Annotated in this window: 23 protein-coding genes and 1 pseudogene; 11 read left to right on the top strand and 13 right to left on the bottom strand. The window is 66.6% G+C overall.

Features of this window, described 5'->3' with window-relative positions; all coding sequences use genetic code 11:
* Positions 1-14 precede the first annotated feature (14 nt).
* Positions 15-1,016 (bottom strand): peptidylprolyl isomerase, encoded by a 1,002-nt coding sequence (locus tag AC1DY7_RS03145; protein WP_477492191.1) that lies wholly within the window; start codon positions 1,014-1,016, stop codon positions 15-17.
* 4 nt (positions 1,017-1,020) lie between these two features.
* Positions 1,021-1,893 carry a peptidylprolyl isomerase gene (locus AC1DY7_RS03140; protein WP_477492190.1) on the bottom strand — a complete coding sequence of 291 codons (873 nt, stop codon included), beginning with the start codon at positions 1,891-1,893 and terminating at the stop codon, positions 1,021-1,023.
* 111 nt (positions 1,894-2,004) lie between these two features.
* On the opposite strand from AC1DY7_RS03140, the gene AC1DY7_RS03135 reads away from it, so the two are divergent.
* Complete coding sequence (locus AC1DY7_RS03135; RefSeq protein WP_477492189.1) at positions 2,005-2,685, top strand: MBL fold metallo-hydrolase; 681 nt, start codon at positions 2,005-2,007, stop codon at positions 2,683-2,685.
* 9 nt (positions 2,686-2,694) lie between these two features.
* Positions 2,695-3,951 (top strand): histidine--tRNA ligase, encoded by a 1,257-nt coding sequence (gene hisS, locus AC1DY7_RS03130; RefSeq protein ID WP_477492188.1) that lies wholly within the window; start codon positions 2,695-2,697, stop codon positions 3,949-3,951.
* 93 nt (positions 3,952-4,044) lie between these two features.
* Here the strand turns inward: hisS and AC1DY7_RS03125 are convergent, their stop codons facing one another.
* Complete coding sequence (locus AC1DY7_RS03125; RefSeq protein WP_477492187.1) at positions 4,045-4,581, bottom strand: hypothetical protein; 537 nt, start codon at positions 4,579-4,581, stop codon at positions 4,045-4,047.
* Between the two features lie 22 nt (positions 4,582-4,603).
* Here AC1DY7_RS03125 and dtd point away from each other — a divergent pair, with 22 nt between their 5' ends.
* A complete protein-coding gene (gene dtd / locus AC1DY7_RS03120) occupies positions 4,604-5,035 on the top strand; it encodes a D-aminoacyl-tRNA deacylase (protein WP_477492186.1) in 432 nt (143 codons plus the stop codon).
* Between the two features lie 2 nt (positions 5,036-5,037).
* Here the strand turns inward: dtd and AC1DY7_RS03115 are convergent, their stop codons facing one another.
* From AC1DY7_RS03115 to urtA, 6 genes are read right to left on the bottom strand one after another with little or no spacing between them, the layout of a single operon-like run.
* Positions 5,038-6,585, bottom strand: coding sequence for a purple acid phosphatase family protein (locus tag AC1DY7_RS03115; RefSeq protein ID WP_477492185.1), 1,548 nt, complete (start codon positions 6,583-6,585; stop codon positions 5,038-5,040).
* Between the two features lie 41 nt (positions 6,586-6,626).
* Complete coding sequence (gene urtE, locus AC1DY7_RS03110) at positions 6,627-7,319, bottom strand: urea ABC transporter ATP-binding subunit UrtE (protein WP_477492184.1); 693 nt, start codon at positions 7,317-7,319, stop codon at positions 6,627-6,629.
* Positions 7,319-8,128, bottom strand: a complete 810-nt coding sequence (gene urtD / locus AC1DY7_RS03105; protein WP_477492183.1) for an urea ABC transporter ATP-binding protein UrtD — start codon at positions 8,126-8,128, stop codon at positions 7,319-7,321. The genes urtE and urtD overlap by 1 nt, the downstream gene beginning before the upstream one ends.
* Positions 8,125-9,234 carry an urea ABC transporter permease subunit UrtC gene (gene urtC, locus AC1DY7_RS03100; RefSeq protein ID WP_477492182.1) on the bottom strand — a complete coding sequence of 370 codons (1,110 nt, stop codon included), beginning with the start codon at positions 9,232-9,234 and terminating at the stop codon, positions 8,125-8,127. The genes urtD and urtC overlap by 4 nt, the downstream gene beginning before the upstream one ends.
* A gap of 55 nt (positions 9,235-9,289) precedes the next feature.
* Complete coding sequence (gene urtB, locus AC1DY7_RS03095) at positions 9,290-10,174, bottom strand: urea ABC transporter permease subunit UrtB (protein WP_477492181.1); 885 nt, start codon at positions 10,172-10,174, stop codon at positions 9,290-9,292.
* 7 nt (positions 10,175-10,181) lie between these two features.
* Positions 10,182-11,411: an urea ABC transporter substrate-binding protein gene (urtA, locus tag AC1DY7_RS03090; RefSeq protein WP_477492180.1), complete on the bottom strand. Its 1,230-nt coding sequence runs from the start codon at positions 11,409-11,411 to the stop codon at positions 10,182-10,184.
* Between the two features lie 246 nt (positions 11,412-11,657).
* Between urtA and AC1DY7_RS03085 the strand changes: the two genes are divergently transcribed.
* The 5 genes and pseudogenes from AC1DY7_RS03085 (at position 11,658) to AC1DY7_RS03065 (ending at position 15,682) form a co-directional block, all read left to right on the top strand.
* A complete protein-coding gene (locus tag AC1DY7_RS03085; protein WP_477492227.1) occupies positions 11,658-12,077 on the top strand; it encodes a hypothetical protein in 420 nt (139 codons plus the stop codon).
* A gap of 131 nt (positions 12,078-12,208) precedes the next feature.
* Positions 12,209-13,261 carry a class I SAM-dependent methyltransferase gene (locus AC1DY7_RS03080; protein WP_477492179.1) on the top strand — a complete coding sequence of 351 codons (1,053 nt, stop codon included), beginning with the start codon at positions 12,209-12,211 and terminating at the stop codon, positions 13,259-13,261.
* 33 nt (positions 13,262-13,294) lie between these two features.
* A pseudogene (locus AC1DY7_RS03075) lies at positions 13,295-14,140 on the top strand (Rv2578c family radical SAM protein); the annotation flags it as partial.
* A 41-nt stretch (positions 14,141-14,181) separates the two neighbouring features.
* Positions 14,182-14,514, top strand: coding sequence for a DUF222 domain-containing protein (locus AC1DY7_RS03070; protein WP_477492178.1), 333 nt, complete (start codon positions 14,182-14,184; stop codon positions 14,512-14,514).
* Positions 14,495-15,682 (top strand): HNH endonuclease signature motif containing protein, encoded by a 1,188-nt coding sequence (locus AC1DY7_RS03065; protein WP_477492177.1) that lies wholly within the window; start codon positions 14,495-14,497, stop codon positions 15,680-15,682. The genes AC1DY7_RS03070 and AC1DY7_RS03065 overlap by 20 nt, the downstream gene beginning before the upstream one ends.
* A gap of 9 nt (positions 15,683-15,691) precedes the next feature.
* Here AC1DY7_RS03065 and AC1DY7_RS03060 read toward each other — a convergent pair whose 3' ends face one another.
* The 4 genes from AC1DY7_RS03060 to AC1DY7_RS03045 form a co-directional block, all read right to left on the bottom strand.
* A complete protein-coding gene (locus AC1DY7_RS03060; RefSeq protein WP_477492176.1) occupies positions 15,692-16,951 on the bottom strand; it encodes an acyl-CoA dehydrogenase family protein in 1,260 nt (419 codons plus the stop codon).
* Positions 16,948-18,078 carry an acyl-CoA dehydrogenase family protein gene (locus AC1DY7_RS03055; RefSeq protein ID WP_477492175.1) on the bottom strand — a complete coding sequence of 377 codons (1,131 nt, stop codon included), beginning with the start codon at positions 18,076-18,078 and terminating at the stop codon, positions 16,948-16,950. The genes AC1DY7_RS03060 and AC1DY7_RS03055 overlap by 4 nt, the downstream gene beginning before the upstream one ends.
* A gap of 1 nt (position 18,079) precedes the next feature.
* Positions 18,080-19,309, bottom strand: coding sequence for an amidohydrolase family protein (locus tag AC1DY7_RS03050; protein WP_477492174.1), 1,230 nt, complete (start codon positions 19,307-19,309; stop codon positions 18,080-18,082).
* A gap of 98 nt (positions 19,310-19,407) precedes the next feature.
* The gene (locus AC1DY7_RS03045) at positions 19,408-19,965 is read right to left on the bottom strand and encodes a TetR/AcrR family transcriptional regulator (RefSeq protein ID WP_477492226.1); all 558 of its coding nucleotides are present in this window, start codon (positions 19,963-19,965) and stop codon (positions 19,408-19,410) included.
* 139 nt (positions 19,966-20,104) lie between these two features.
* Between AC1DY7_RS03045 and AC1DY7_RS03040 the strand changes: the two genes are divergently transcribed.
* From AC1DY7_RS03040 to AC1DY7_RS03030, 3 genes are read left to right on the top strand one after another with little or no spacing between them, the layout of a single operon-like run.
* Positions 20,105-20,995, top strand: a complete 891-nt coding sequence (locus AC1DY7_RS03040) for an acyl-CoA thioesterase (RefSeq protein ID WP_477492173.1) — start codon at positions 20,105-20,107, stop codon at positions 20,993-20,995.
* A 35-nt stretch (positions 20,996-21,030) separates the two neighbouring features.
* On the top strand, positions 21,031-23,397 hold the full coding sequence (locus tag AC1DY7_RS03035) for an arylsulfatase (protein ID WP_477492172.1): 2,367 nt from the start codon (positions 21,031-21,033) through the stop codon (positions 23,395-23,397).
* Positions 23,394-25,745, top strand: a complete 2,352-nt coding sequence (locus AC1DY7_RS03030) for an arylsulfatase (RefSeq protein ID WP_477492171.1) — start codon at positions 23,394-23,396, stop codon at positions 25,743-25,745. The genes AC1DY7_RS03035 and AC1DY7_RS03030 overlap by 4 nt, the downstream gene beginning before the upstream one ends.
* Positions 25,746-25,747: the final 2 nt, after the last annotated feature.

Below are 25,747 nucleotides of genomic sequence, written 5' to 3'. Positions count from 1 at the left end.
AACACTTTTCCGCCTTACTGCACCTGAACCGACGTGATGTTCACCGGGTCGGCGGGCTTCCCGTCGTCGGCGCCGCCGGTGACACCGCGTGCGGCGATCCGTTCCAGCACCGTCACACCCGGTTCCGCGATGGTGCCGAATGCGGTGTACGTGGGCGGTAATTCGGAGTCCCCGTACACGAGGAAGAACTGGCTGCCGTTGGTTCCGGGCCCCGCGTTGGCCATCGCCAGGGTGCCGCGCGGATAGATCACCGGGGTCTTGGCGGCCGGATCGGTCAGCCGGTACTGATTGGTCGGATACTCGTTGGGGAACTGGTAGCCCGGGCCACCTTTCCCGGTGCCCGACGGGTCGCCGCATTGCAGCACATGGAGGTCGGCGCCGGTGGTGAGCCGGTGACACGGCGTCCCGTCGAAGTAGCCCTGCGCGGCGAGGCTGGCGAAATTGTTGACCGTGCACGGTGCCTTGGCGTTGTCGAGCTCCACCGGGATCACGCCACGGTCGGTGGTGATGACGGCGTCGACCGTCGGCGGGGTGGTCGGCACCTTGCCCACGCGCGGCGGCCGGACCGGACGGACCGCCCGTTCCGTGGTGGCCGGGTACTGGCAGTTGGCCCCCAGATTGACCGGCGGCTTGAACGGCGGCAACGGTTCACCGGCCGCCGGGGCGGCAGTGATGGTCGGATCCCAGTCGTACCGATCCAGGCCGTCGCGGAAATCGTCGAGCACCAGCCGCGTCACCACGATGGTGAACACCAGCACCAGCGCGCCGAGCACCGTGAACAGGTACCCGATCACCAGGCCGGCGATCGCCATGCCACGGCCCTCCTCGCCGGTGCGCTTGATCTGCGACAGCGAGATGTGGCCGAATACGACGCCCAGCGGTGCCAGCAGGAACGCACAGATCAGGGAGGCGACCGCGAGCGAGTTGGTCGGCCGCGGCGGTGGCGCGTAGCCAGGTGGCGGCGGATAGCCGTACGGCGGCGGGGGATAGCCACCGTACGGCGGGGGGACCGTCATCGGCTCAGTCGAGCGCGATGGTCTTCACCGTGACGTCTTGCGCGGGCTTGCCGTCCGCGCCGCCGCCCGCGATGCCTGCCTTGGCGATCTTGTCCAGCGTCTCCAGGCCGGTTTGATCGATGGTCCCGAACACGGTGTAGTTCGGCGGCAGCTGCGAATCCTGGTAGACGAGGAAGAACTGGCTGCCGTTGGTGCCCGGTCCGGCGTTGGCCATCGCGAGCGTGCCGCGCGGGTAGAGCACCGGCTGCTGCAGCGCCGGGTTGTCCGGCTGGTACTGGTTGGTCGGGTACTCGTTGGCGAACTGGTAGCCGGGGCCTCCGGTGCCCTGACCGGTCGGGTCACCGCACTGCAGGACGGCCAGCCCGCCGGTGGTCAGCCGGTGGCACGGGGTGTCGTTGAAGTACCCCTGCTGGGCCAGGCTCGCGAAGCTGTTCACCGTGCACGGGGCCTTCGCGTTGTCCAACTGCAGGCCGATGTTGCCCTGGTTGGTGGCCATGCTGGTGCTGATCTGCGGCGGATCCGTCGGCACCTTGCCGGTGCGCGGCGGGTTCACCTTCTTGGCGGCCGCATCGGTGGTCGCCGGGTACTGGCAGTTCGCGCCCAGGTCGGCGGGGGCGGCGAAGGCGGGCAGCTTGCCGTCCGCGGCCGGCTGCGGAGCGCCGGTGCTCGAGCTCGGCGAGGCGGACGCCGTCGCGCTCCCGGAGTCCTTGTTCGTGTAGATGACGGTGAACACCGCGGCACCGATCAGTGCGGCCACGCCGACCACCGAGGCGACGATGGTCAAGATGCGGTTGCGTTTGGCCTGCGCGGCCCGGCGCTCCAGCTGCCGGTCGAGCTTGCGCTGGGCCGTTTCGCGTCGCTGTTTGTTCGTCGGCACCGCCGCTGTCCTCCTACGTCAGGGTCATACTCGGCACCGAGTGTGCCAGGCGTAACTGAGTGCGCGKGGCGCGACCCGCGGKCGCGCAACCCCGCATGGGAAAATGGCCCGGTGTTGATCACTGGATTCCCGGCGGGCGTGCTGGCGTGCAATTGCTACGTCGTCGCGCCCCATGAAGGAGCGGACGCGGTGGTCATCGATCCGGGGCAGCGGGCTTCGGGTCCCTTGCAGCGGATTCTGGACCGGCACCGGCTGACCCCGGCGGCGGTGCTGTTGACCCACGGCCACATCGATCACATGTGGTCGGCGCAGAAGGTGGCCGACACCTACGGCTGCCCGGTCTACATCCATCCCGACGATCGGGCGATGCTCACCGACCCGATCATGGACCTGAACGCGGCCAATCGTGCCCAGTCCCTGCTGCTCGGGTTCGGGAAGCGGGCGGTCTCGGCGTTCTTCACCGAGCCGAAGCAGGTGGTCGAGCTGACCGGGGACGGCGAACTGCTCGACCTGGGCGGTATCCCCGTCACCGTCGACCACACGCCCGGGCACACGCCGGGGTCGGTGGTGTTCCGCGTGGGCAACCAGGCCTTCACCGGCGACACCTTGTTCAAGGGGGCGATCGGCCGCAGCGATCTGCTGGGCGGCAGCGGCCGCCGGCTGCTCACCTCTATCGTCAACAAACTATTGGTGCTCGACGACGACACCGTGGTACTACCGGGACACGGTGCGAAATCCACGATCGGACTCGAGCGCCGGACCAACCCCTTTCTCGAAGGACTGACGTTGTGACCGATTGCCGTGGCTGAATTTCAAGCACCCAAGGGCGTGCCGGACTATTTCCCGCCCGACTCCGCGGCGTTCGTCGCGGTGCGCAACGGCCTGCTCGACACCGCGCGCCGCGCCGGTTACTGCGATATCGAGCTGCCCATCTTCGAGGACACCGCCTTGTTCGCCCGCGGCGTCGGCGAATCCACCGATGTGGTCAGCAAGGAGATGTACACCTTCGCCGACCGCGGGGAACGCTCGGTGACGCTGCGGCCCGAGGGCACCGCCGGCGTCATGCGCGCGGTCATCGAACACGGCCTGGACCGCGGCCAGTTGCCGGTCAAACTCTGCTACGCCGGGCCGTTCTTCCGGTACGAACGTCCGCAGGCCGGCCGCTACCGCCAGCTGCAGCAGGTCGGGGTCGAGGCCATCGGCGTCGACGATCCCGCGCTGGATGCCGAGGTGATCGCCATCGCCGACGGCGGGTTCCGCGCCCTCGGGCTCGACGGGTTCCGGCTCGAGATCACCTCGCTGGGTGACGACACCTGCCGGCCGCAGTATCGGGAACTGTTGCAGGACTTCCTGTTCGGCCTTGACCTCGACGACGAGACGAAGCGCCGGGCCGAGATCAACCCGCTGCGTGTGCTCGACGACAAGCGTCCCGCCGTGCGGGAGATGACGGCGGCCGCACCGCTGATGCTCGATCACCTGTCCGGTGTCGCCAAGGCGCATTTCGAGACGGTGCTGGCGCATCTGGATGCTCTCGGCGTGCCGTACGTGGTGAACCCGCGGATGGTGCGCGGGCTGGACTACTACACCAAGACGACGTTCGAATTTGTGCACGACGGCCTCGGCGCGCAGTCCGGGATCGGTGGCGGTGGCCGCTACGACGGGCTGATGCGCCAGCTCGGCGGCCAGGACCTGTCCGGGATCGGGTTCGGCCTCGGGGTGGACCGCACGCTGCTGGCGCTGAAGGCGGAGGGCAAGACCGTCGGCGCCGCCGGCCGTGTCGACGTCTACGGCGTGCCGATGGGGGAGAACGCCAAACTCGAACTGGCCAAGATCGCGGCGGCCCTGCGCACCGCGGGGGTGCGCGTCGACCTGGCCTACGGCGACCGCAGCCTCAAGGGCGCCATGAAGGGCGCCGACCGGTCCGGGGCGCGGGTGGCCCTGGTGGTCGGCGACCGCGACATCGAGGCGGGCACCATCGGCGTCAAGGACCTGTCCAACGGTGAGCAGACCGACATCGCTGCCGGTGAGGTGGTCGCCGAGGTGCTGTCCCGGCTCTGATCCACCCTTCCGCGCGAGCGTGCGCGTCTGTACACCGGCGCGCCGGTAACACTGGCATTTTCCGCACGCTCGTGGCCGCCGCGCGTGCAGCGGCTACCGCGGCTGGGCGAAGACGGCGGCAGTCAGCACCTGATCCATGCTGCCGACACTGCCGCCGAAGGGGTTGCCGCGCTTGAGCACTCGGGTGCCTGCCGGGGTGAGTGCCACCAGCATCGCCGAGCTGGACGTGGCCTGCATCCGGCGCTCGAACCGCACCTGGTCCAGGGGTGCCACCGGTGCGCCGGCACCGTCGCGGTAGATCCGGTGTGCCCGATCGAACACCGCCACCGCGGTGAAGGCGCTCAGGGGTGCCCGCCGGCGCCGCAAGATCGATCGGACACCGAGCAGCAGCCCCGCGCCGAAAGCCAGGCCCAGCGCCAGCACCACCAGGCTGACCACGACGGGCACGCCCGCCGCGAAGAGGGAGACCACACCGAAACCGCCACACACCAGCGTGAGCACCCCCAGCACGAACGTCGTGATCTGGGCAGCCCCGCCACCGCGGTCGAACACCAGGATCTCCGGCCCGTTCTCGGCGATCACCAACCCGCCCTGCTCGGCCAGGATGCGCGGCTGCATCGGTGAGGTCATCACCACACCTTAAGGTCGGGGCATGCGCGTTCTGATTCAGCGGGTGACATCGGCCCGCGTGGTCGTCGACGGCGTGACCGTGGGGCGCATCGACCCCCAACGCCATGGGCTGCTCGCGCTGGTCGGCATAACCCACACCGACGACGGCGCCCTCGCCACGAAGATGGCCGAAAAGCTCTGGCGCTTGCGGATTCTCGACGAGGAGCAGGCGGCGGCCGACGTCGCCGCCCCGATCCTGGTGGTCAGCCAGTTCACCCTGTACGCCAACACCGTCAAAGGGCGCAGGCCGTCCTGGAACGCCGCCGCACCCCGGCCGGTCGCCGAGCCACTGGTCGACGCCTTCGCCGCCGCGTTACGCGCGCTGGGCGCCGAGGTGAGCACCGGCGTGTTCGGCGCGGACATGACGGTGGAGTCGGTGAACGACGGACCGGTGACCATCATGCTGGAGTTGTAGCGCTACCCACCGCGCGGCCGGCTCAGTGTGAACTGGTCGACCACCGTCAGCGCCCCGAACGGCCCGTTGACCGCGTAATAGGTCGCCTTCATCGTGGTGTTGCCGCCGACCGGGCCCGGGGCCACGTCGAAAGCGGTGAATCCATAAGGGTTCTCGCGGTCGCGGAAGGCCGACCACGGGGCCTCCTCCAGCACGTAGATCGGGGGTTTGCGGCCCAGCGCAGGATCGAAAGCGCCGACACCGGTGAGCACCCGGCACCGGGGTTCGGGGAAGAACAGCGCGTTGGAGGGCACCGATGTGCCCCCGCCGCCGATGACCACGTGCACGGTGCCCTTGGTGGTGTCGATGACGGTGTCGCCGGCGTCGACCGGAATGGGCATGCGGGTGGCGGTGTCCAGGGTCCCGCGCAGGGCGTGCGAACGCTCGTAGTGGTGCTCGTGCCCGCAGACCACGAGGTCCACCCCGTACCGGTCGAACAACGGCAACCACTCCTGGCGGATTCCGAGGTCGGCACCGTTGGTGCGGTCGGCGGTCGAGATCGCCGTCTGGTGCATACACACCACCACCCAGTCGATGCGCGCGTCGCTCCTGGCGTCGGCGAGTTCGCCTTCCAGCCAACGCCGCTGCGCACCACCGGAATACCCGCGGACATACGAGTTGCCGCCGTCCTGGAAGCACACATCGTCGTTGTTCAGGCTGATCACCCGCACCGATCCCGCGGTGAACGAATACCAGAGTCCACGTAACTCGTCATCGGATCCGGAGTCGGGCACCTCGAAGTAGGTCTGGTAGGCCCCGTATCCGACGGCGCCGTTGCCCAGCTCGTTCTCGTGGTTGCCCGCGGCCGGCATCCACGGCCGGTAGCGCGCCGACCTGCTGTTGGTCTCGAACCAATCCGACCAGGTGCGCACCCGATCCTGGGCGAGGTTGGCGTAGCAGAGGTCCCCGTTGACGAGGTTGAACAGCGGGGCCACCTGTTCGATGCCCGCGGTGGTGTCGCCCGAGGCGGGGGAGCCGAGATTGTCGTTGACGTACCCAGTGTCGGTTCTGCGGCCCAGTGTGGGCGTGCCCTGGTCACCGAAGCTGGTGAAACGCAGGGGATGCCGGCCCGTCGGGGCGGTGCGCACCGTCCCGAGTTCCGGGGACGCACCGTCGTGCATCGCCGCATACACATAGTCGGCGTCGGGAAGCAGGCCGGTGAGCCTGGCGTGATTGACCCGTACCTCGCTGCGCGACTTGGCGTCTCGATAGGTGCGGGTCTGCGCGGGCACGGTGGTGCCGAATCCGGTGCCGGGTGTGCCCAGCAGGACGCGCGGATTGGCCACGGCCTCGACGGTGTGCCAGGACACCACCACCTCGGTCGACGCGTCCCGCCCGAATTGCACGTGTAAGCCGCCGACCCGGGGTGCGGCGCTGCGGTCGGGCCGCACCCACAGGTCGGGTCCGTCCGGGTGGGAGTCGGCCAGGGCCGCTGCGCTCAAGCCCACCCCCGTGCCGACGATCGCCGATGCGGCGCCGGTCACCAGGACGGTGCGCCTGTTGATGCTCACCCACTAGTCGATACCGGAGGCGGATGAACAGGGGGGTGCCGTCAGATTGCCATCGCGGCGCGCACCTCGGCCTCCGAGGCGGAACCACCGGCACCCGACGAGGTGATCCGGCCCGCCTCCAGGATGTAGTACTGCTCCGAGGACTCCAGGGCGAAACCGATGTGCTGCTCGACCAGCAGGACTCCGAGATCGCCGCGGCCGGTGAGCGCGGTGATCGCGGCCTCGATCTCTGCTACCACCGAGGGCTGGATGCCCTCGGTCGGCTCGTCGAGGATCAGGCACTTGGGGCTGGTGATCAGGGCGCGTGCGATGGCCAGCTGCTGGCGCTGCCCACCGGAGAGCAGCCCGGCCCGCCGGGTCAGCAGTTCCTTGAGGGCGGGAAACAGGTCGAGCTGTTCGTCGATCAGCTTTCTGCCGTTCTTGCGGCCGTCGGCGACCACCTGCAGGTTCTCCGCGGTGGTCAATTGGCCGAAGGACTGCTGGCCCTGCGGCACATACGCCAAGCCCTTGGCGACCCGGGCGCTGGGCCGCAGCTTGGTGATGTCGGTCCCGTCGAAAAGTACCTTGCCTCCAGTGCATTTCAGCAACCCGACGGCGGCCCGCAACAGCGTTGTCTTACCGGCACCGTTGTGCCCCATCACAGCAGCCACCCCGGCCGACGGCACCTCGATGCTGACGCCGTGGATGACCTCGGATCGGCCGTAACCGCTACGCACGTCGATCAATTCGAGCATCAGGCGTCCCCCTCGGTGATCCCGGCTGCGGCGGTCCCGAGATAGACCTCCTGCACCTTCGGATTGGCCTGCACCTCGGCGACCGAACCCTCGGCGATCACCTGGCCGCGGGCCAGCACCGTCACCGACGTCGCGAAGGCCCGCATGAAGTCCATGTCGTGCTCGACGACCACGACGGTGCGTTCGCCGCCGATGCGGCGCAACAGGTTGCCGGTCTCTTCGCGTTCCTCATGGCTCATCCCGGCCACCGGTTCGTCGAGCAGCAGCACGTCGGCGTTCTGCACCAGAAGCATGCCGATCTCCAGCCACTGTTTCTGCCCGTGTGCCAGCACACCGGCGGGTTTGTCCGCCAGCGCCGTCAGACCCGTGGTCTCCAGCGCCTCTTCGATCGAGGGCAGGATGCCCGAGCGGCGCCGCAGCAACGTCCAGGGCGAGCGCCCCGCACCGGCCGCGATGTCCAGGTTCTGCAGCACGGTGAGTTGCTCGAAGACGGTCGCCGTCTGGAACGTGCGGCCCACACCGCGCCGGGCGATCTGGTGCACCTTGCGGCCCAACAGTTCGGTGCCGGACTTGCTGACCGAACCGGTGGCGTCGACCAGGCCGGTGATGGCGTCGATGACCGTGGTCTTGCCCGCCCCGTTGGGTCCGATCAGGAAGCGCAGGTCACCCTGGAATAGCGTCAGGTCGACGTCGCTGACGGCCTTGAAACCGTCGAAATCGACTGTCAGACCCCGTACTTCGAGGTACTGGGTGCCCATGCCGACATTTCCGCCGACCACCGGTTCTGCCGATGTGTGCGTCTCGGTCATGTGGCGGCGCCCACCTTCTCGTGTTCGGGATCCGGATCCGGGTCGGGGGTCGCATCGGGCGCCCGCTGTGCGCGTCGGCGTTTGGCGAACACCCCGAGCCCGGCCAGTCCGGCCGGGAAGAAGCCGACCACGACGATGAACAGCAGGCCCTGGGCGTAGGTCCATGCCGACGGAAACTGTTCGGAGAACGCGGTTTGCGCCCACGCCACACCGATGGCACCGAGTACCGGCCCCAGCAGTGTGGTGCGTCCGCCGATCGCGACGCCGATCAGGAACGCGATGGAGGGTACGATGCCGACCTGCGCAGGGGTGATGAATCCGATGATCGGCGCGAACAGGGCACCGGCGATGCTGGCGAACAACGCGGCCGTGGTGTAGGCCACCACCTTGATGTTGGCGGGGTCGTAGCCCAGGAACCGGACCCGTTCCTCACCGTCGCGGACCGCGACGAGCAATTCGCCGTAGCGGCTCTGCATCAGTTGGCGCACCACCGCGACCACGACGAGCAGCACCCCGGCGGCGATGAAATACAGCATCTGGCGGTTCACCGGGTCGGACAGCCGGAAGCCGAAGAACGTCCGGAAGCCGTTGAGCCCGTTGCTGCCTCCGAGGGTGGCCTGCCCGACGAGCAGGATCGCCAGCGCGGCCGCCAGGGCCTGGGACAGGATGGCGAAGTACGCGCCCTTGACCCGGCGCTTGAACACGCCCAGCCCCAGCAGGGCGGCGATCGCCGTGGGCACGATGAGGATGGCGAGCATCGTGAACGCGGGGGAGGCGAAGGGTTCCCAATAGGCCGGCAGCTTCGGGATACCGGCGATCTGCATGAAGTCCGGCACCGTCTGTTTGCGGATCTCGGCGTCGGCGATCTTGAGGTGCATCCCCATCATGTAGGCGCCCAGGCCGAAGAAGACACCCTGACCGAGGGTGAGCATGCCGCCACGGCCCCAGGCCAATCCGATGCCGACGGCGACGATGGCGTAACACAGGTATTGGCCGAGCAGCCCCAACCGGAAGCTGGACAGCACCGCGGGAGCGACCCCGAACAACAGCACCGCGGCCACCGCGAAACCGGCCCAGGTCTGCCAACGTCCCAGCACGTTTCTCATTCGCTCGCTCCTCCTCGCTGCTCGTGCCTCGCAGCGCATCGGTCGACTCGCGGCCTCATACGAGACTCCTTGTCCGGACGGTGAACAGCCCCTGGGGCCTTGCCTGCAGGAAAATCACGATCACCACGAACACGATGACCTTGGCCAGCGAAGCCGTGGTGCTGTACTCGATGAACGAGTTCAGCAGGCCCAGTCCGAAGGCGGCGATGACGGTGCCCTTGATCTGGCCGAGGCCGCCGACGACCACCACGAGGAACGCGTCGATCAGGTAACTCTGTCCGGTGGTGGGACTGGTGGACCCGATCAGCGTCAGCGCGACACCGGCCACCCCGGCCAGACCGGAGCCGATGAAGAAGGTGGTGATATCTGTTTTGCGGGAAGAGATTCCGCTGGTCTCTGCGAGATCGCGGTTCTGCACGACGGCGCGGATGCGCCGGCCCATCGGGCTCGTCTTGAGCACCATGGCCAGCACGGTCACGGCCAGGACGGCCAGGACGAGGATGAAGATCCGGGTCTTGGGCACCACGGCGCCGAGGATCTCGACACCGCCGGACAACCAGGCCGGTGCCCCGACGTTGACCGCGGGCGCACCGAACAGATCGCGCGCCACCTGCTGCAGGACCAGTCCGACACCGAAGGTCACCAACAGGGTGTCCAACGGGCGGTGATACATGCGCTGGATCAGCGTCACCTCCAGCAGGACACCGAGCAGGCCGCCGACGACGAACCCGACGACCAGCGAGATGAGCAGCGACGCACCGGCATTGGAGACCACGTGCTGGACCAGATAGGCGGTGTAGCAGCCGGCCATGATGAACTCGCCGTGCGCCATGTTGATGACGCCCATCTGCCCGAAGGTCAGCGAAAGGCCCAGTGCAGCCAGCAACAGGATCGAGCCGAGGCTCAATCCTGTTGCGAGCTGTCCGATCAGGACATCCATCGGGGAATCAGCCCGACAGGCCTGCGGCCCACGGGTAGGACTTCAGGTAGGGGTCCGGCTCGATCGGGCCCTTGGACTCCCAGATGGTGTAGATCAGGCCGTCGGGATGGATCTCGCCGATCCGGGCGGTCTTGGTGATGTGGTGGTTCTCGCCGTCGATGGTGACCAGACCTTCGGGGGCGTCGAACGTGACGCCGCCGGCGCTGTCCTGAACGGCCTTGGTGCCGAAGGCTTTTGCCTTCTCCACGGTGTTCTTCCACAGGTACACCGAGACGTACGCGGCTTCCATCGGATCCGACGTGGGCTTGTTCTCGCCGAAGGCCTTCTTGTAGGCGGCGACGAACGCCTTGTTCACCGGGTTATCGACCGTCTGGTAGTAGTTCCAGGCGGTCAGCTGGCCTGCGATGTTCTGCGCGCCGATACCGGTGACCTCTTCCTCGGCGATCGACACCGAGACCACCGGCATCTTCTGCGGGGTGAGGCCGGCGTTGGTGTACTCCTTGAAGAACGCGACGTTGGAGTCACCGTTGAGGGTGTTGAACACCGCGCCGGCACTTGCGGCGCGCACCTTGTTGATGATGGTGGAGAAGTCGGTCGAGCCGAGCGGCGTGTAGTCCTCGCCCTTGATCTCGATGCCGTTGGCGCCGGCGTAGGCCTTGATGATCCGGTTGGCGGTCTGCGGGAAGACGTAGTCACTGCCCACCAGATAGAGGGACTTGACGCCCTTCTCTTTCAGGTAGTCCAGCGCCGGGACGATCTGCTGGTTGGTGGTGGCACCGGTGTAGAAGATGTTCTTGCTGGATTCCAGGCCCTCGTACTGCACGGGGTAGTACAGCAATGAGTCGTTGCTCTCGAAGACCGGCAGCATGGCCTTGCGGCTGGAGGACGTCCACCCGCCGAAGACCGCCGCGACACAGTCGTCCTTGATCAGCTTCTCGGCCTTCTGGGCGAAGACCGCGGGATCGGATGCGCCGTCCTCGCCGACCACCTGGATCTGCTTGCCCAGCACCCCGCCCTTGGCGTTGATCTCGTCGACGGCCAGTTTGATGGCGTCGCGCACGGTCACCTCGGAGATGGCCATGGTGCCCGACAGCGAGTTCAAGGAGCCGACCTTGATGGTCGATCCCGACGTGTCCACGCACGATGCGGCCGCGGCTGTGCTGTCGCTCTCACTGGCCTTGCTGCCACATCCGGTGAGCACCAGGGCGGCCGCTGCGACCACACTTCCTGCTGCCATGACCGACCTGGTGGCACCTCTGGTGAGGGCGGGGCGTCGAAGTCGCATCTATTGCCTTTCCATCGATTTCGCGTGTCGCGAGTGTCGAATCGGCACGTTAGAGCTGGCAGGTTTCTGTGGAATTTCTGTATGTGACGAACAAATTAACCTATTGGTCGATCGGTATTCGTCTGCCGTTCGGCCGGGGCGCCGAGGTGCGGATGTGGCAGTTGTAACGATCGGGTAGCGTCCGGCGATGTGACGGACATGCGAAAAGGTATGAGCAAGGTCGGAGCGGTGTTGGTCTCGGGCGTGGCACTCGCAGCGGTTACCGGTGTGGCACACGCGGAGCCGGCGGCAGGTCATCAGGTGCGCTACACCCTGACCTCGGCCGCCCCGTACGACTTCCAGGTGCTGTACCTGACGGCTCAGCCCGCTGACAAGGCCGCCTACAACGCCGACGCCTACTCCTACGTGAAGCGCGAGACCATCAATGTCGGGCCGGGCGCCCCCTGGGTGTTCGAGACCACGCTGGCCGATCCCCAGTGGGCGATCCTGCAGGTGAGCAGCACCACCAAGGGCGGCGTGGGCGCGCCGAACCCGCACTGCGACGTCGCCGTCGACGGTCAGGTCATCGTGGCGCAGGATGCGCCGTACAGCCTGGTGTGCCAGGGCTCGCAGTGGTAGCGGCCTAGGCCGACCCATAGTTTGCTGACACCGGCGCCCGATTGTTCAATCCGGTGTCTTGGTGATGCGCGCGGAGTAGCTTCGCGTCTGCGGACGCCCGCACCGGGTGTTCCCGGGCGAAGGAGCCGGTCATGGCCGTCGACGAAGACAAACTCAACGAATTTCTGGGCAGGGCGATAGGTGATCTCGGCGCGGCGATGAGCGCCATGCTGGTTCTCATCGGCGACGAGCTCGGGCTGTACTCGGCACTTGCCGAAGCGCGATGGACCTCGACCGGCCTTGCGGAGCGGACCGGTACCCACGAACGGTATGTCCGAGAGTGGCTGGCCAACCAGGCCGCGGGTGGTTACGTGGACTACGACGCGGCGGACGATACCTACCACCTCAGCGATGAACAGGCGCTGTGCCTGGCGAATCCCGACGGGCCGGTGGATCTGCCGGGTGGCTATGCGGTGGTCGAGGATTTGTTTCACGTCAAGGCACGCGCGGTCGAGAACTTCCGGTCCGGCGCGGGCATGGAGTGGGGTGAGCACCATCCCTGCCTGTTCCGCGGAACCGAACGATTCTTTCGCTCCGGGTACAACGCTCATCTACTGACATCCTGGCTGCCCGCGCTCGACGGTGTCGTGGACAAGCTGGGCAGCGGGGCGCGGGCGGCCGACATCGGCTGCGGGCATGGCGTGACGACGATCCTGATGGCTCAAGCATTTCCGGACTCACAATTTGTGGGCATCGACTACCACGCCGAGTCGATCGCCACCGCGCGTGAACATGCCGCCGCGGCGCAGGTGTCCAACGCGACCTTCGAGGTGGCCGACGCGACCACCTATCAGGGCGGGGCTTACGACCTGATCGCCTTCTTCGACTGCCTCCACGACATGGCCGACCCGGCAGGCGCGGCCCGTCACGCGCGGCGCTCACTCAAGCCGGATGGCCATTGCCTGTTGGTCGAGCCCTTCGCCGGTGATGCGTTGGCGGACAACCTGAATCCAGTGGGGCGGGTGTTCTACGGGGCTTCCTCACTCATCTGCGTGCCCGTCTCGCTGGCGCAGCGCGGCCCGGCGCTCGGTGCGCAGGCGGGCGAGCGCCGGCTCACCGAGGTGATGGTCGGGGAGGGCGGGTTCAGTCGGTTCCGCCGAGCCACGCAGACCCCCTTCAACCTGGTATTCGAGGCGCGGCCTTGACAATTCGTATCGAACGAATGTTCGATGGACGGCATGCGGTGGGACGGACAGGGCTTAGGCGTCGATGACGGCGCACTGCCCGGCCTGGCCCGGATGGGTCTGGTGCGCAGCGTCTCCACTCCGCAGTTCGAGGGGATCACGTTTCACGAGGTGCTGTGCAAGTCCGCGCTGAACAAGGTCCCCGGCGCGTCCATGCTCCCGTTCAAGTACACCGTCAACGGCTACCGGGGCTGTTCGCACGCGTGCCGGTATTGCTTCGCCCGGCCCACTCACGAGTACCTGGAGTTCGACTCGGGAGCCGACTTCGACACCCAGGTGGTCGTGAAGACCAACGTGGCGGCGGTGCTGCAGCGCGAGCTGTCCCGGCCCTCGTGGGCCAGGGAGACGGTGGCGCTGGGCACCAACACCGATCCCTATCAGCGGGCAGAGGGGCGGTATGCGCTGATGCCGGGCGTCCTGCGTGCGCTGGCCGCCTCCGGTACCCCGTTCTCGATTCTGACCAAGGGCACTCTGTTGCGCCGCGATCTGCCGCTGATTTCCGAAGCGGCCCAGATGGTTTCGGTGAGCGTGTCCATCTCGTTGGCGGTCGGGGACGCGGACCTGCAGCGCGAGATCGAGCCCGGGACCCCGACGCCGCAGGCTCGGTTGGCGCTGATCGCCGATGTGCGCGAGGCCGGCCTGGACTGCCACGTGATGGTGGCGCCGGTGCTGCCGAAGCTGACGGATTCGCCTGAGCAGCTCGGTGATCTGTTGCGGCGCATCGCCGAGGCGGGGGCCACCGGCGTGACGGTGTTCGGCCTGCATCTGCGTGGCTCGACGCGGGGCTGGTTCATGCGTGCCGTTTCCTCCGAAGTCACGGCACCGGCGCACCCCACCTTGTTCTGACCGACGTGTCGTACCCGGGTGGCAGAATCGAACGTATGTTCGAAGTGCGTGGTGATCCGGCGCTGCTCTCTGATGAGGCGTTGATTTCTATGTTGAGCGCGGCGACGCGGGCGGTGGCCAGTGCTGCGGCGTGGCGGTTGGCGTTGGTGGCCGAGGTGGCTGGGCGTCAGTGTGATGATGAGGATGAGGATGTCGCCCATCAGGTGATCGATGGGTGGGCTTTCGCGAAGGCTCAGGTGAGTGCGGCGTGCAATGTGTCTGCGCCGGCTGCGTCCAAGCAGATGCGGATCGGCGTGGCGTTGCGTCACCGGCTTGCGCGGACGGCGGCGGTGGTTCGCGCAGGGGACGGTGTCGGCTGCAGTCATTGATGCGATCACCTGGCGTACCCGTCTGGTGGAGGACGTTGATGCGTTGGCGTTGATCGATGCCGCGATCGCCGGTGAAGCGTCCGGGTATGGGACCAAGTCTGAGGCGGGTCTGGTCGGTGCGGTGGATGTGTGGGTGGAGAAGTTCGATCCGGCGGCGGTGGTGCGATCGAGGGTGGCGGCCAAGGATATCTACGTCGAGTTCGACGACCGGGACGACCCGAATGGGGTGGCGTCGTTTTGGGGGCGGTTGCGGGTAACGGATAAGAAGGCGTTGGAGCAGCGTCTCGATGATCTGGCGGCCACGGTGTGTGGCAATGATCCGCGGTCGGTGCGGGAACGTCGCGCGGATGCGTTGGGTGCGTTGGGGGTGGTGGGTCCGCGGGTGCAGCGGTTGACCTGCCAATGCGGCGATGCGGGTTGTGCGGGTAGTGGTGAGGATCCGCGGTCGGCGGCGGTGACGATTTATGTGTTGACCGATCGGGTGCCGGTGCCTGAGTTGGTGGTGGCCGAGGTTGGGTCGCCTTCTACCCGGCGGGAGCCTGCGGCCTGCCGGGCACCGGGCAGTCCGGGTGTCATGGTGGGTGGCGGGGTCATTCCGGCGGCGATGCTCGCTGATCTGGTTGCCACGGGTGCGAAAGTCACACCGCTGGCGCAGGTCGCTGATCTGGGTCCGGAGCCGCGCCATGATCTCTCGGTCAAGCTGGCGGCGTTGGTGCGGATGCGGTATCTGGTGTGTGCGTTTCCGGGGTGTAGTAGGCCGGCTCATCGGTGCGATCTGGATCATGTGGTCCCGTGGCCGGCGGGGGCGACGCATCCGGGCAATATGGCGCCGTTGTGTCGTGAGCATCATTTGGTGAAGACGTTTTGTGGGTGGGAGCCGGTGTTGTCCGCGGATGGGACGGTCACCTGGACCGCGCCGACCGGCCATCGGTATGCCAAGGCTGCGGGTGCGTCAGTTGCGTTTGCGCACGGGTTGATCCGTACGACGGTCCCGCCGCCTCGGCCGGTCACGATAACCGGCCGCGGTGATCGGGGTGTGATGATGCCCAAACGTCGGCGCACTCGCGCCCGGGACTACGCGCACCGGGTCAAAGCCGAACGCGCCCGCAACGCAGCAGAACTCGACGTCGGGCGCACCGAGTACGAGGCGAACCCGCCGCCCTATTAGCGGAGTCTTTCAGTGGCCCGGTTTGTTGCGCTTCACCTGGTTGAATGGCACACCGCGGTCGGCGGCGGCCTCACGCGGGAAGCCGAGCACGCGTTCGCTGATGACGTTGCGGGCCATCTCCGAGCTGCCACCGCCCAGCGAACCGGTCTGCCGGGACAGGTAGCGCACCCCGATGTCCAGCAGGCCGTCACCCTCGTCGACGACGCCGACGGTGCCCGCGATGGCCAGCGCCGTATCGACCTCGAGTTCGGTTGTCTCGGCATGGAACAGCCGGATCAGGGTGCCGGCGTTGGGCGGCAACGAACCGTCGGCGATCGCGCGCGACACGTGGTCGATCAACTGTTCCTTGACGATGCGTCGGGCCAGCGCGCGGCCCGCGAGATCCTGCACCCGCGGATCGGACCCTTGACCGGTGGCGTCGGCGAGCCCGACATGGTCGGGCGGCATCTCGCTGGCGTTCTCGGCCCCGGTGCCGCTGGCGAACTCGGACCCGCCGCCGACCGCACGCCGTTCATGGTGCAGCTGGCGCGACGCCACCGTCCAGCCGTCGTTGACGGCCCCCACCACGGCGTCATCGCCGAGTTCCAGACCGTCGAAGAACTCCTCGCAGAACTCCTCGTTGCCATTGACTTCCTTGATGCGGCGCATCGTGATGCCCTCGGCGGCAAGGGGGACGAGGAACATGGTCAGCCCCTCGTGCTTGGGCACGGTCCAGTCGGTGCGGGCCAGCATCAGACCGTAGTCGGCGGCGAACGCACTGGTGCTCCACGTCTTGGCGCCGTTGATGATCCACTTGTCGCCGACCCGGTCGGCGCGGGTGATCACGCCGGCCAGATCCGACCCACCGCTGGGCTCGGACAACAACTGGCACAGCACCTCGTCACCACGGACGGCCGCGGAGATGCGGTCCCGCTTCTGGTCCTCGCTGCCCATGTCAAGGATCGTCGCCCCACAGATGGTGAACGACGGGGTGTTCAGGATCAGCGGCATCTCATAGCTGCGGCATTCGACGTTGAACGCCTTCTGATAAGCGAGATCCAGTCCGAGACCGCCGTATTCGCGGGGGAAGCAGATCCCGCCGAAGCCGCCGTCGTGCAGGCGCTTCTGCAGTTCCTTGGCGCGGTCCCAGGAGTCCTGCTCGGCGCGCACCATAAAGGGGGGATTCTCGGGGTCGATGGGCGGCATGTTCTCGGCCAGCCAGGTCCTTGCGCGCGTGGCGAAGTCGGCGACCGACTCCTGCGTGCCGGTGGCGACAGCGGTCTCGGTCATGCGGAAACCTTCCGGCTCAGTTCGAAGATGGCGCGATGATGGTCTTCGGGCGAGCCGAACATCGCCCGGTTCAGGGCGGCGCGGCGCAGGTACAGATGCAGGTCGTGCTCCCAGGTGACGCCGATGCCACCGTGCAACTGCACGCAGTCCTGCAGCATCACCGGGGCACGTTCGCCGACATAGGCTTTCGCGACGCTGACCAGCTTGCGGGCCTCCGGTGACCGGGCGCTGACGGCTTCGACAGCGCCGGCGGTGGTGCCCCGGCATGCCTCGAACCACAGCTTCATATCGGCGACGCGATGCTTGAGGGCCTGGTAGGAGGCCAGCGGCCGCCCGAAGCTGTGCCGGTCGAACAGCCACTGGTTGGTCATCGACAGCACCGCGTCGAGGATGCCGACGGTCTCGACGCACTGCAGCACCAGGGCCACCTGCCGTTGGCGTTCGATCACCGCGGCGGTCTGTTCGGCACTGCCCACGGCCGCCGATTCGTCGATGTCGACACCCTCGAATTGCACTCGGGCATAGGTCTTCACGAGGTCGACGGACTTCTGCGCCGTCACGGTCACACCGGGGGAGTCGGCAGGCACCAGGAACTGGCGCAGGGCCCCGTCGCATTCGGCGACGACGAGGAACACATCGGCCTGCGTCCCCGCCTCGACCCTGTCCTTGACGCCGTCGATCCGGTAGCCCTTGTCGGTGCGGGTCGCGGTGGTATCCGCCGAAGTGGTGTCGAAAGCGCGACGCGGTTCGTAGACGGCCCAAGACCCGACCGACTCGCCGGAGACCAGCGCCTCGATGGCGTTCTCGTGGCCGTCCGGTGCCTCCACCAGACCGCTGAGCACGACGCTCACCGGATGCAGCGGGCCGGGTGCCACGGTGCGCCCGGCCTGCTCGGCGACCAGTGCAAGGTCGGCCAACCCGTCACCGGAAACGCTTCCGCCGCCGAGCTCTTCGGGTACCAGCAGGCTGGCCCAGCCGAGCTCTGCCGCCCGCTGCCACCAGGCAGAGTCGAAGGATGCGTCGCGCGCGTTCAAGTCACGGACGGCGCCCAGCGACGCCTCCTTCTCCAGGAACGCCTGCGCCGTCGAGGCGAACAGCATCTGCTCGGGGTTTGTCACATCACTCATCTCAGGTCAGCACCAGCGCGGGAACGTCGGGTTTGTAGACAACCTTGTTCTCCACCTTGAACAGATCGATCATGTTGGCGCCCATCACTTTTCGGACCCCGCTGGCGTCCAGGCCGTGTGCTTCCAGGTCGGCCACCAGGTTGATCGGGTCGGCGAGGCCCTCCGGGTGCGGCCAGTCCGACCCGAAGATGATGCGATCGATGCCGCACAATTCGGCCATCTTCTTGAAGTCGTCTTCCCAGAACGGCGCGACGTACACGCAGCGCCGGAACGCCTCGATCGGATCCTCCGGGAACTCGCCGGGCATCTTCGAGTAGACGTCTTTGAACTGGTAGAAGAGGTAGGGCACCCAGGACGCGCCGTTCTCGACGGACAGAATGCGCAGATCGGGGTTACGCGTCAGCGCGCCGTGGCAGACCAGCGCCGCCATGGTGTCCTCGATGGGCCGCTTGCCCATCGCCACCATCCGGAACGACGTCGGCTTGAACGGCTTGTACTCGTCGCCGGGCTCCCAGTCGTTGAGGTACTCGGCATAGCCGCTGTCGGAGGCGTGCATCGACACCGGGATGCCGGCCTTGACGCAGGCATCCCAGAACGGGTCGAACTCTGGCAGTCCGAAGGACCGACTGCCTCGGTAGCCGGGTACCGGCGCGGGCCTGACCAGGACGGTCTTGGCGCCGCGTTCGACGCACCACTCCAGCTCCTCGATGGCCCGGTCGACGATCGACAGGTTGATCACCGGCGTCGAGAAAATGCGGTCCTCGTAGTTGAACTGCCAGGTCTCATACATCCACTGGTTGAGGCCGTGCACGATGTCGAGGATCGCTTCGGGGTCGTCCTTGAGCCGTTCCTCGACCAGGCTGGCCAGCGTCGGGAACATCAGCGTGTAGTCCAGGCCGAGGCCGTCCATGACCTCGAGTCGGGCCTGCGGATTGCGGAAGGCCGGAATGGCTTTCATCGGCTTGCCCATTACTTCGCGGTAGCTTTTCCCGCCGCTGCCGTGCCGGAAGTACTCCTCCTGGGCGCCCGGCCGGGCCACGACCTCGAAGGTCGGGTTGGGGATGTAGTCGCTGATGTGGTTGCGCACCATGATCTTGGTGCGGCCGTGCACGTCGATGTAGTCGATGACGCCTTTGCGCCGGTCCGGCAGGAACTGCGTCAGCGCTTCCTTGGGCTCGTAGAAATGGTTGTCGGCGTCGAACACCGGATAGTCGAGGATGCGTGAGGGCATGTCCGCCTCCTGGAAGTGTGATTATCCTCTAGCGGTAATGACGTTACCACTTTTGTGTGACGGAGAACACCGCTGTGTGACCGGGATGTTTGTGCAGGTCAGGTGGTTCGCAGCAGACTGTGCACGCAGAAGGTGAAGATGTGATCCCCGGCGATCGGAGTGCCGTTGAGCTCGGCTCCGAGCACCCGAAGGCGCAGCGCGCCCAGCACCGTTTGCATGATCAGGGTCGCGGTGGCATCGGTGTCCGCGTCGGTGCGGAACACCCCCTCGCCGATGCCGCGGTCGATGATGTCGCCGATCAGCGTGTGCAGTGGGTGGAGCACCCGCGCGTACTCGCGCGGCAGGCTCTCGGCGAGGTGGTCGTTGTAGAAGGTCAGGCCGCGATTGATGCTGTCCTGGGTGCTCGACGCGGCCGGCACGCAGATCCGGTCGACCAGCAGCCGAAGGGCCGCGACCGCGTCCAGCCCGTCGGTGTCGGCGCGCCATCGCGTCGTCGACTCGGACATGATCGTGTCCACCAGCGCCAGCAGCAATTCGTCCTTGGTGGAGAAGTGTTGGTAGAACGACCGCAGCGAGGTCTTGGACCGCTCGACCACCTCGAGCACCGTGAAGTCCGTGCGGCCCGTCTCGCCGAGAATCGCGAGCGCCGATTTCATGAATCTGGCCGGGCGCGACTCGAGGTCCTGGGCGTCTTTCACAAGATCACCTTCCTCAGACGTGTTGTGCGACGGGCGAGAATGACGTTACCGTTTTTGCAAAGCGCGTATGCGGGCTTGCCGCTGCCGGAAAGGACACATGACTAACACCGATCAGGCCGCCGAACCGGTGCAGTGGACGCTGGAGGACCTGCTGGCCCTCTTCGAGCCCACACCCGACGGGGACAACCGGTTCCTGGCCCAGACCGGTCTGGCCGGCGCCGACGACCGTCAGGTGGTCGAGGGCACCCAGGTGCTCGCGCAGGCGATCGTCGCTGCGGCCAAACGCTTTCCGGACAAGTCGGTGCGGTCGGCCTATGCGGTGTTCGCCCGGGTGGTGCTGGTCGGGCCGCCGGTGGAACTGGACATCGACGTGGTGTCCGAAGGGCGCTCGACCGCGACCGCGGTGATCTCCGCCTCGCAGAACGGCAAGCGGTGCATCACCGTCACCGTGCTGCTCGACGTGCCCTCCGGCGACGTCATCCGCCACCACCTGCCCAAGCCCGACGTCGCCGCCCCCGCCGACTCCCACCCTGGGAAGATGCCGATGACGGGCCGGGAGTTGCGACTGGTCGACGTCGTCGACGTGAACAGCCCCGACGAGCTCGGGCCGCCGGAACTGCACGCCTGGCTGCACTACGATCCGGTTCCGCAGCGCGACGATCTGGCCAAGGCGTTGATCGCGTATTTCACTGGACACCTGGGGATTTCGACGACAATGCGAGCACATGAGGGTATCGGCACCGCGCAGGCCCATCTGACCGTGTCCACCGCACCGATGACGGTCTCGGTCAGCTTCCACGAGCCGGTGCAGTGGAACGGCTGGCTGCTGTACGGCCACGAGAGCACCCAGGTCGGGGCGGGGATGTCCTATGTGCGCGGCACGGTGCACACCGAGGAGGGTGAACTGCTGGCCTCGTTCGGTCAGGATGCGCTGATCCGTCCGCTGCGGACCACCGACACGGGAATCAAAGAACACTCTCGGTTATAAGTCCGCTCTCAGCGGTGCAGGCATATGGTTTTGCCATGACACTGCGGGAGTACAAGCCGGGCAGTACATTTCCGGGACGGATGGGCCGCACGGTCGGCGAATCGGAGCCGGCCTGGCCGGAACCGGTGCGTTCACAACCGGGCAGTCCGAACGTCCTCTACATCGTGCTGGACGACACCGGCTACGGGCAGTTCGGTTGCTACGGCTCGCCGATCAGCACTCCCACCCTGGACCGGTTGGCCGCAGGCGGCTTGCTGTACACGAACATGCACACCACGGCGCTGTGTTCGCCGTCGCGATCCTGCATGCTCACCGGGCGCAACCACCACTCGAACGCGATGGCCTGCATCACCGAAGGATCCACCGGGTTCCCCGGGAGCAACGGGGCGATCCCGTTCGAGAACGGGTTCCTCTCGGAGATGCTGCTGACCCATGGCTACGCGACCTACTGCGTCGGCAAGTGGCACCTCACGCCGGCCGAACAGATCAGCGCCGCCGGGCCGTACGACCGCTGGCCGCTGGGCCGCGGGTTCGAGCGTTACTACGGATTCCTGGGCGGCGACACCCATCAGTACTATCCGGACCTGGTCTTCGACAACCATCAGGTGGAGCCGCCCAAGACCCCGGAAGAGGGTTACCACCTCTCGGTCGATCTGGCCGACAAGGCCATCGAGTTCGTCGCCGACCTCAAGCAGGTCGCGCCGGACAAGCCCTTCTTCCTGTACTTCGCGACCGGGGCCAACCACGCACCGCATCAGGTGCCCAAGGAGTGGGCCGACAAGTACGCGGGCGTGTTCGACGACGGCTGGGACGCCTACCGGGAGAAGGTGTTCGCCCGGCAGAAGGAACTGGGCATCCTCCCGCCGGACGCGGTGCTGTCCGCCCATGATCCCGATGTGGCGCAGTGGGCCGAGTTGTCTGATGACGAGCGCCGCCTCTACGCCAGGATGATGGAGGTGTTCGCCGGTTTCTTCGAATACACCGATCATCAGATCGGCCGGCTGCTGGACTATCTCGAGGGCATCGGCCAGCTGGAGAACACCCTTGTCATGGTGATCTCGGACAACGGCGCAAGCGCCGAAGGCGGACCGCACGGCTCGGTGAACGAGAACAAATTCTTCAACAACGTGCCCGACGATCTGGCGCAGAATCTCGCCGCGCTGGACGAACTCGGTGGGCCCAAGCATTTCAACCACTACCCGTGGGGCTGGACGTTCGCTGGGAACACGCCGTTCCGGCGCTGGAAGCGCGAGACGTACCGGGGCGGGGTGTCCGATCCGTTCATCGTGCACTGGCCCGCCGGGATCACCAGTCCGGGTGAAATCCGGCATCAGTACGCGCACGCCATCGACATGGTGCCCACCGTGCTGGAGTCCCTCGGGCTGCAGCCACCCGAACAAGTGCGCGGGGTGGCCCAGTCGCCGATCGAAGGGGTCAGCCTGGCGCACACCTTCAACGACGGCGACGCCCCGACCAAGCACCACACCCAATATTTCGAGATGTTCGCGCACCGCTCGCTCTATCACGACGGCTGGCGGGCGGTATGCCCTTTCCCGGGAACGTCTTTCGCCGAGGCAGGGGTGAGTTTCGGGATGCTCGAGCTCACCGAGGACAAGCTGCGTGAGCTGGACGCCACCGGCTGGGAGCTCTACCACGTCGACGTCGACCCGGCCGAGACGGACGATCTGGCCGGCACCGAACGCGCCAAGCTCATCGAGATGATCGCGCTCTGGTACACCGAGGCCGGCAAGTACAACGTGCTGCCGCTGGACAGCCGGGGCACCATGCGGTTCGCCGACCCGCGCCCGCAGATCTCCACCGACCGGGACCGGTACGTCTATTTCCCCGGTACCCAGATCGTTCCGGAGAACGTCGCGGTCAAGACGCTGAACCGGTCTCACCACATCTCCGCGGACGTCGAACTGCGTGCCGGGGACGTAGGAGTGCTGGTGTGCCACGGCAGCAATGTCGGTGGCTACACCTTCTTCGTGAAGGACGGCCGGCTGCACTATGTGCACAACTATGTGGGCGCCGAGGAACTGCACATCATGTCCGACACCGAGGTGCCGGCCGGCCGGCACACCCTGAGCTACGAGTTCGAACCGACCGGCGCCCCGGACCTCAAGGCGGGCAAGGGAACTCCGGGCGTAGGACGGCTCCTCGTGGACGGGAACGAGATCGGCCGGGGCCAGCTGCACGTGACCGTTCCGCTGGCGCTCGGCCTGGGCAGCGGGGTCGCGGTCGGCCGCAACCCGGGTTCCTCGATATCGGCGCTGTACCCGACACCGTTCGCCTTCACCGGTACCGTCTACACCGTCACCTACGACGTGTCCGGACCTCCGGATCACGATGCGGAAGAGTCAAAGAAAGCGCAGGCCCGAGTCGCGATGGCACGCCAATGAACACCCCGCACCTGGCCCGCGAGCAGCTGCCCATCCCGGACCCGAAACACGTCGGACTGACCACGTACGACGCCAAGGACCCGAACACCAAGTACCCGCCGATCACCACGCTGCGTCCGCCCGCCCAGGCACCGAACGTGCTGGTCGTGCTGATCGACGACGTCGGTTTCGGCGCGTCATCGGCCTTCGGGGGTCCGTGTCACACACCGGTTGCGGAGAGGCTGGCGGCAAACGGCCTGAAACTGAACCGGTTTCACACCACCGCGCTGTGTTCGCCGACCCGACAGGCGATGCTGACCGGACGTAACCATCACTCGGTGGGAATGGGCGCCATTACCGAGATGGCGACCTCGGCGCCCGGCAACAACAGCATCAGACCCAAGGAGAAGGCCCCGATCGCCGAAACCCTCAAGCTCAACGGGTATTCGACGGCACAGTTCGGCAAGTGTCACGAGGTGCCGTTCTGGGAGGTGTCGCCGGTCGGGCCGTTCCATCAGTGGCCCACCGGGTCGGGCTTCGAGCACTTCTACGGCTTCGTCGGCGGGGAGGCCAATCAGTACTATCCCGGCCTGTACGAGGGCACCACGGCGGTGGAGCCGCCGAAGACGCCCGAGGAGGGCTACTCGCTGACCGAGGATCTCGCGGACCGGGCGGTCACCTGGGTGCGGCAGCAGAAGGCGCTGATGCCCGACAAGCCGTTCTTCGTGTACTTCGCTCCCGGCGCCACCCATGCGCCACACCAGGTGTCCAGGGAGTGGTCGGACAAGTACGAGGGCAAGTTCGACGATGGCTGGGATGTGCTGCGAGAGAAGACCATCAAGGCACAGAAGAAGCTGGGCGTGGTACCGGAGAACGCCGAACTCACCAAGCGTCACGATGAGATCCCGGCCTGGGACGATATGCCCGCTGAGCTCAAGCCGGTGCTGGCCCGTCAGATGGAGATCTACGCCGGCTTCCTCGAGCAAACCGACCACGAGATCGGGCGTCTGGTCGACGCCATCGACGACCTGGGCTTCCTCGATGACACGCTGATCTACTACATCATCGGCGACAACGGTGCCTCGGCCGAGGGCACCCTCAACGGCTGCTTCAACGAGATGACCACGCTCAACGGCATGCCCGGCATCGAGACGCCGGAATTCCTGATCTCCAAGATCGACGACTTCGGCACGCCCGACGCCTACAACCACTACGCCGTCGGCTGGGCACACGGGCTGTGCGCGCCCTATCAGTGGACCAAACAGGTGGCATCACACTGGGGCGGTACCCGAAACGGCACCATTGTGCACTGGCCCAAGGGTTTCGAAGACAAAGGCAGGGTACGCAGCCAGTTCCACCACGTCATCGACATCGCCCCGACCATCCTGGAGGTTGCGGGTCTGCCCGCACCGACGTCGGTGAACGGGATTGCGCAGGCGCCGCTCGAGGGCGTCAGCATGCTGGGTACCCTGCGCGATGGCGCAGCGCCGGAGACCCACGAGGTGCAGTATTTCGAGATGATGGGCAATCGCGGCATCTACTTCCAGGGTTGGACGGCCGTGACCAAGCACCGCACCCCGTGGAAGGCAGACACGCCGCCACCCTTCGATGACGACGTCTGGGAACTCTATGCCCCCGACGACTGGACTCAGGCCAACGATCTGGCTGCCGAGAATCCCGCGAAACTAGCAGAGCTGCAACGGCTCTGGCTCATCGAAGCAGTCAAGTACAACGTCGTGCCGATCGATGATCGCGGCTTTGAGCGGATCAATCCCGACATCGCCGGTCGCCCGCAGCTCATCCAGGGCAACACCCAGCTGTTGTTCCAAGGCATGAGAGTCAGCGAGGCATGTGTGCTGACGTTGAAGAACAAGTCGTATTCGGTGACGGCCAACCTGGTGGTGCCGGAGTCCGGTGCCGACGGCGTGATCATCACCCAGGGCGGCAGCGTCGGCGGCTGGTCGCTGTACGCGCACCAGGGCAAGCTGAAGTACTGCTTCAACTTCTTCGGCATCGAGCACTACATCGTCAGCGCGGAAACGCCGATCCCTACGGGCAAGCACCAGGTGCGAATGGAATTCGCCTACGACGGCGGGGGCCTGGCCAAGGGCGGTGATGTGACGCTCTACTACGATGGAGAGCCGGTGGGAACCGGGCGGGTCGACAAGACCATACCGATGGGATATTCCGCCGACGAGGCCTGTGATGTGGGCTCAGACACCGGTTCGCCCGCCTCACCTGATTACGGCCCGACCGGAAACCGGTTCACCGGTGCGATCGAGTGGGTCCAGCTGGACATCGGGGAGGACGGCCACGACCACCTGATCACTCCGGAGGAGCGGTTCAACCTGGCAATGGCGCGTCAGTAGAA

This window comes from Mycobacterium sp. P2_H7, assembly GCF_056403275.1.
This window is presented reverse-complemented; position numbering and strand designations above follow the sequence as displayed.

What these genes read in the sequence shown, in the direction of transcription:
- AC1DY7_RS03145 (WP_477492191.1), bottom strand. Translation starts at nt 1,016, where the DNA reads ATGACGGTCCCCCCGCCGTACGGTGGCTATCCCCCGCCGCCGTACGGC.
- AC1DY7_RS03125 (WP_477492187.1), bottom strand. Translation starts at nt 4,581, where the DNA reads ATGACCTCACCGATGCAGCCGCGCATCCTGGCCGAGCAGGGCGGGTTG.
- dtd (WP_477492186.1), top strand. Translation starts at nt 4,604, where the DNA reads ATGCGCGTTCTGATTCAGCGGGTGACATCGGCCCGCGTGGTCGTCGAC.
- urtE (WP_477492184.1), bottom strand. Translation starts at nt 7,319, where the DNA reads ATGCTCGAATTGATCGACGTGCGTAGCGGTTACGGCCGATCCGAGGTC.
- urtD (WP_477492183.1), bottom strand. Translation starts at nt 8,128, where the DNA reads ATGACCGAGACGCACACATCGGCAGAACCGGTGGTCGGCGGAAATGTC.
- urtC (WP_477492182.1), bottom strand. Translation starts at nt 9,234, where the DNA reads ATGAGAAACGTGCTGGGACGTTGGCAGACCTGGGCCGGTTTCGCGGTG.
- urtB (WP_477492181.1), bottom strand. Translation starts at nt 10,174, where the DNA reads ATGGATGTCCTGATCGGACAGCTCGCAACAGGATTGAGCCTCGGCTCG.
- urtA (WP_477492180.1), bottom strand. Translation starts at nt 11,411, where the DNA reads ATGGCAGCAGGAAGTGTGGTCGCAGCGGCCGCCCTGGTGCTCACCGGA.
- AC1DY7_RS03085 (WP_477492227.1), top strand. Translation starts at nt 11,658, where the DNA reads ATGCGAAAAGGTATGAGCAAGGTCGGAGCGGTGTTGGTCTCGGGCGTG.
- AC1DY7_RS03080 (WP_477492179.1), top strand. Translation starts at nt 12,209, where the DNA reads ATGGCCGTCGACGAAGACAAACTCAACGAATTTCTGGGCAGGGCGATA.
- AC1DY7_RS03070 (WP_477492178.1), top strand. Translation starts at nt 14,182, where the DNA reads ATGTTCGAAGTGCGTGGTGATCCGGCGCTGCTCTCTGATGAGGCGTTG.
- AC1DY7_RS03060 (WP_477492176.1), bottom strand. Translation starts at nt 16,951, where the DNA reads ATGACCGAGACCGCTGTCGCCACCGGCACGCAGGAGTCGGTCGCCGAC.
- AC1DY7_RS03055 (WP_477492175.1), bottom strand. Translation starts at nt 18,078, where the DNA reads ATGAGTGATGTGACAAACCCCGAGCAGATGCTGTTCGCCTCGACGGCG.
- AC1DY7_RS03050 (WP_477492174.1), bottom strand. Translation starts at nt 19,309, where the DNA reads ATGCCCTCACGCATCCTCGACTATCCGGTGTTCGACGCCGACAACCAT.
- AC1DY7_RS03045 (WP_477492226.1), bottom strand. Translation starts at nt 19,965, where the DNA reads ATGAAATCGGCGCTCGCGATTCTCGGCGAGACGGGCCGCACGGACTTC.
- AC1DY7_RS03040 (WP_477492173.1), top strand. Translation starts at nt 20,105, where the DNA reads ATGACTAACACCGATCAGGCCGCCGAACCGGTGCAGTGGACGCTGGAG.
- AC1DY7_RS03035 (WP_477492172.1), top strand. Translation starts at nt 21,031, where the DNA reads ATGACACTGCGGGAGTACAAGCCGGGCAGTACATTTCCGGGACGGATG.
- AC1DY7_RS03030 (WP_477492171.1), top strand. Translation starts at nt 23,394, where the DNA reads ATGAACACCCCGCACCTGGCCCGCGAGCAGCTGCCCATCCCGGACCCG.